At 69.8% G+C, this 5047-nt stretch carries 6 protein-coding genes; 1 reads left to right on the top strand and 5 read right to left on the bottom strand.

The window, feature by feature from the left end:
• Window positions 1-51 precede the first annotated feature (51 nt).
• From ABTZ94_RS36155 to afsQ1, 5 genes are all read right to left on the bottom strand, one after another.
• Window positions 52-252: a PspC domain-containing protein gene (locus tag ABTZ94_RS36155; RefSeq protein WP_351207464.1), complete on the bottom strand. Its 201-nt coding sequence runs from the start codon at window positions 250-252 to the stop codon at window positions 52-54.
• 94 nt (window positions 253-346) lie between these two features.
• Complete coding sequence (locus ABTZ94_RS36160) at window positions 347-892, bottom strand: VanZ family protein (protein ID WP_351207466.1); 546 nt, start codon at window positions 890-892, stop codon at window positions 347-349.
• Between the two features lie 203 nt (window positions 893-1095).
• Window positions 1096-1713 carry a GerMN domain-containing protein gene (locus ABTZ94_RS36165; protein ID WP_351207468.1) on the bottom strand — a complete coding sequence of 206 codons (618 nt, stop codon included), beginning with the start codon at window positions 1711-1713 and terminating at the stop codon, window positions 1096-1098.
• Entirely contained in the window at window positions 1710-3248 is a 1539-nt protein-coding gene (locus ABTZ94_RS36170) for an ATP-binding protein (protein ID WP_351207470.1), read from the bottom strand. The genes ABTZ94_RS36165 and ABTZ94_RS36170 overlap by 4 nt, the downstream gene beginning before the upstream one ends.
• The gene (gene afsQ1 / locus ABTZ94_RS36175) at window positions 3245-3922 is read right to left on the bottom strand and encodes a two-component system response regulator AfsQ1 (protein WP_351207474.1); all 678 of its coding nucleotides are present in this window, start codon (window positions 3920-3922) and stop codon (window positions 3245-3247) included. The genes ABTZ94_RS36170 and afsQ1 overlap by 4 nt, the downstream gene beginning before the upstream one ends.
• Before the next feature lie 192 nt (window positions 3923-4114).
• Between afsQ1 and ABTZ94_RS36180 the strand changes: the two genes are divergently transcribed.
• Entirely contained in the window at window positions 4115-4876 is a 762-nt protein-coding gene (locus ABTZ94_RS36180) for a SigE family RNA polymerase sigma factor (protein WP_351207472.1), read from the top strand.
• Window positions 4877-5047 lie beyond the last annotated feature (171 nt).

Consider the following 5047-nt stretch of genomic DNA (forward strand, 5'->3'; position numbering starts at 1 on the left):
CGGACACCCGAACCGGGTGTCCGCCCCACAGGCGTGTTGTGCGTACGCGGGTCACCAGGCGACGGACGACGTCTTCTCGGACGGGAACAGCACCCACAGCGCCAGGTAGAGCAGGAACTGCGGCCCCGGCAGCAGACAGGAGACCAGGAAGATGATGCGCATGGTTCCCGCGGAGGTGCCGAAGCGCCTTGCCAGCGCTGCGCACACTCCGCCGATCATGCGTCCGTCACGGGGGCGGGCAAGTGCTGCCATGGTGGGCTCCTTCGCGAATCGTTGCTGAGGGAGCAGCTCGGTCGTGCTCCCGATGCATCCATGGTCGCCCGGCGAACGGGGGCAAAGCGTCGCTCTACGGTGCGATGCCGACCCTGGGAATCGTCGGGGTCGACCCCTGAGCCGCCTCGTCCCTGGGGTGGGGCGCCACCCGGACCTGCTGCTTCCTGCGGCGCAGCCGCGCCCGGTACACCGGCACGATCAGCAGATGGGCGAGTGCCACACCGGTGGTGTTCAGCAACAGCGAGTCGACGTCGACGACCTGCCCCGGCACACCGGTCTGTGCCAGTTCGATGGTCAGCGAGATCAGCGACCCCGCCGCGACCGTACGGGCCAGCGAGGCCCACGGGGAGACGAACAGCCGGCCCCCGGCCATCGGCAGCAGCACGCCGAGCGGGGCGAGCAGCAACAGCCCCTCACCGATCCGGCGAGCGGCCTCGACCGGGCCGAGGGCCAGGTCCGCTCTGATACCGGCGAACGGTTGAAGATTCGAGGCGGTCGTCCACGGCACATCGAGTGGGCGCAGCGTCAGCCACCCGACAAGCAGCAGATGCGCGAGGAGGAGGGAGACCCCGGTCGCGCGGAAGCGGATGACAGCCTGACTGCCCGAACCTTGACGCACGCCCCCCAAGACGCGTCGGGCGGCAGGATCGGTTCCGCCCGGCCCGACGGACCCGGATCTCAGCCGGGACGACTCGGCCGGGACGACTCAGGCGGGACGACGCCACACCTGGCCGGGCCACCTGACCGGGGCGACACAGAAACCCGGCCCGTCCGGCGCTTGAGGACAGAAGGACCGGACGCCGTACGCCCCCGGCCCCGCGCTCAGGCCCTCGACCCCGCTTTCAGCGTCTGTGCCGCCTTCGGCCTGGCCTTCGTCTCCGAGGTGCACAGATACCCACGCGGCGCATAGTTCCCCGGCCCGCCCAGCACCACCGTGCCGCCCTGGGCGAGCGCCTCGCTCTCCGTGTACGTACACACGATCTGCGCCAGAGCCTCGGACGGCAGGTCCTCCGGCTGCTCGCTGAGCCGCAGCGTGCCCTGCCGGTCGCCGCTGCGGGCCGCACTGATCCGCAGGTTCGCCGGGACGGCCGTGGAGAACCCGGCCTGCCGCTCATTGGCGGGCGGCTCCTGCTCCAGCTCGTCCAGGAGCGCCTGCGCGATCCGGACCCGGTCCGACTTCGTATCGCCGACCTGCACCGTACGGTCCACCGTGACCAGCTGCGAGGAGCAGACCAGATAGATCTGTACGGGGATGCCCTGGAGGGCCTGGCTGGTGACGTCCTCCGCGGACATCGAGCACGGCACCCGGGACGGTGCGGCCCCGGCGTCCACCGGCACGGTGGTGGTCCTGATCCCGCAGCCCGCGGCCAGCACGGCCGTGATCACGGCACCGGCCAGCGCCACGGCCGAACGGCGTGCCCGGCGGTTGCTGCCCCTCACGTCGCGTCACCCTCCTCGTCCTGGACCCCCGCGTCGTGATCCCCGGCGGAACGGGTGAGCTGCTCGGCATCGCGCGGCAGCCGCAGTACGAATACCGCGCCGTCGCCGTCCGGCGAGTTCGTGGCCGTGATGTCACCGCCGTGGATGTGTGCGTTCTCCATGGCGATCGACAGACCGAGACCACTGCCCTCGGAGCGCGGACGGGAGGCGCTGGCCTTGTAGAACCGGTCGAAGACATGCGGCAGGACGTCCTTGGGGATACCGGGGCCGTGGTCGCGGACCTCGATGACGAGTTCGTCGCCCTCGGTCCTCACCGAGACCCGTACCGGCGAACCGCCGTGCTTGAGCGCATTGCCGATCAGATTCGCCAGGATCACATCGAGCCGGCGCGGGTCGAGGCGGACCATCATGCCGCGCTCGGCGTCCAGATCCACCGCGTCCAGCCAGGCGCGGACGTCGATGCAGGCGGTGACCTGGTCGGCGACATCGACCGTGTCGAGGACGAGCCGGGCCGTACCCGCGTCGAAGCGGGTGACCTCCATCAGGTTCTCGACCAGGTCGTTGAGGCGCCGGGTCTCGCTCACCACGAGATGCACCGCGGGCGCGATCATCGGGTCCAGGCTGTCCGCCTCGTCCTCCAGCACCTCGGTGACGGCGGTCAGCGCGGTGAGCGGGGTGCGCAGTTCGTGGGACATGTCGGCGACGAACCGCCGGCTCGCCTCGTCCCGCGCGCTCATGTCCGCGACCTTCTTCTCCAGCGAACTCGCGGTCCTGTTGAACGTACGGGAGAGATCGGCGAGTTCATCGGTGCCGGACACCACGAGCCGGGTGTCGAGCTTGCCCTCGCCGAGCTTGCGCGCGGCGTCACCGAGCCGCTGCACAGGCCGCAGCACGGTCGTCGCGGCGGCCTGTGCGAGCAGCGCCGAGCCGACCAGGGCGAGTCCGGTGGCGATCCCCAGCGACCAGGCGAGGGAATTCAGATCCTGCCGCTCCTGGTCGAGCGACTTCAGCATGTAGCCGGTCGGGCCACCGCCGATGATCCTCGTACCGCCCACCAGATACGGCGTACCGCGGATGCTGACCCGCTGCCAGAACAGGTGGTACTCGTACTTGTTGCCCGCCTTCACCGGCTGCTTCTTCGTGACCGCCTTCTGCAGCGACAGCGGCACGTTGTCGAGCGTGAAGGTGTCCAGATCGGAGTTGCCGACGATCGGCTTGCCGGTGTCGCGCTCGTCGACCAGCAGCACGCTGTAGCCGGGCGAGCTGCTCGCCATCTGCACGGCGGCGTTCTGCAGATCGTCCTTGGTGGGACGCAGTGGCAGCGAGGCCGCCCGGTTCTGCATCTCCTGGCGGAAGTCCCCGAGCGCGGCGTCCTGGGTACGGGTCAGTACGGCCTCGCGGTTCAGCCAGTACGCGATCCCCGAGGCGGACACCGCGGCGGTCAGTGCCACCAGCGCGAACACGAAGACGAGACGCAGTCGCAGACTGGTCCAGCGAAGCCCGGTGAGCAGGCTCCGTCCGACGGCATCGCTCACTGAGGCGAGTCCAGCCGGTAGCCCACACCCCGAACGGTACGGATCAGGGTCGGCGAGGACGGTACGTCCTCCACCTTGGCGCGCAGCCGCTGCACACAGGCGTCCACGAGCCGGGAGTCACCGAGGTAGTCGTGCTCCCAGACCAGTCGCAGCAGCTGCTGCCGCGACAAAGCCTGGCCCGGCCGACGGCTCAGCTCCAGCAGGAGTCGCAGCTCGGTCGGCGTGAGCTGCAGATCCTCGCCGCTCTTGGTCACGGTCATCGCGGAGCGGTCGATCACCACGTTCCCGAAGGACGCGGAGTCGGTGGACTCGCGCTCACCGCGGCGCAGCACCGCCCGGATACGGGCGTCGAGCACCCGGCCCTGCACGGGTTTCACGACATAGTCGTCGGCACCGGACTCAAGTCCGACCACGACGTCGATGTCGTCGCTGCGCGCGGTCAGCAGAATGATCGGCAGCTGGTCGGTGCGCCGGATGCGCCGGCACACCTCGAAACCGTCGATGCCGGGCAGCATCACATCCAGCACGATCAGATCCGGCCGCTGCTCACGCAACAGTTTCAGGCCGTCCTCTCCCGTCGCCGCGGTGGCCACACGGTGGCCCTGGCGTGACAGCGAGAGTTCGAGGGCCGTGCGGATGGCGTCGTCGTCCTCGATCAGCAACAGGAAAGGCACGCTGGTCATTCTGACCCATGGTGGAGCCCCAGTTCGACAGTTGGCGCCGACTTATACATCCGGCACACCGGCGACGCGCCGACGGCAGGCCCTGTGACAGGGCTGTGACAGTCGGCGGACAGGGCGATGAAACTGCCCCGGCAAGCTCATTGGCACAAGGAACGGACGGACTCCACCGATGGGGGGCGCGAGATGAACGCAACTCACAGCACCACCGCAAGCGCAGTTGTCACGCGTCTCCACGATGTCGGCCGGAGCACCGAGAAGTCCGGGGCCGCGGGCGTGCGGGGGTGCGTTCGTGGCGTCGGGCGTCAGCACACGTCGTACATGACGGTGGTTGACGCGGCGGTGGGGGCCAACGGGGGAAGCAACGGGGGAGCCGCGTACGGGGAGGCCGGGGGGGAGCGGAAGTCCCCGGCGCAGGTCGACGACGCCGACACGGCGTTCACGGCCTACGTCCGGGAGCGCCGAGCCTCTCTGTACGCAACCGCCTACCACCTGACCGGAGACCGGTTCGAGGCCGAGGATCTGCTGCAGAGCGCCCTCTTCTCGACGTACCGGGCATGGGACCGGATCAGCGACAAGGCGGCGGTCGGTGGCTATCTGCGCCGCACCATGACCAACCTGCACATCAGTGCCTGGCGCAGGCGCAAGCTCAACGAGTACCCGACCGAGGAGCTGCCGGAGACGGTGGGCGACACGGACGCGATGCGCGGCACGGAACTGCGCGCCGTGCTCTGGCAGGCGCTGGCGCGGCTGCCCGAACCCCAGCGCACGATGCTGGTCCTGCGCTACTACGAGGGCCGCACCGACCCGGAGATCGCGGCCATCCTCGACATCAGTGTCGGCACGGTGAAGTCCAGCATCTGGCGGTCGCTCCGCCGGCTGCGCGAGGACGAGGTCCTCAGCTTCGGCCGTGACGAGGAGGAGTCCTTCGGCGAGTTGGTGGCCTGAAGGAACGGGGGGTACGGGGGAACACGGGTCCGCTGCTTCGGGGGAGGCGGCGGAACACGGGGGAATGCTGCGGGGTCGGACGGGCCGGGGGGTCCAGTCCGGCCCCGTTGGCATGTGTGCGAAATCAAGCCCCTCCGGCGGTCGAGGAGCGGGGGTCCGGGGGCGGCGCCC

This window comes from Streptomyces sp. NPDC002785 (assembly GCF_040295565.1).
Taxonomy (GTDB): domain Bacteria; phylum Actinomycetota; class Actinomycetes; order Streptomycetales; family Streptomycetaceae; genus Streptomyces.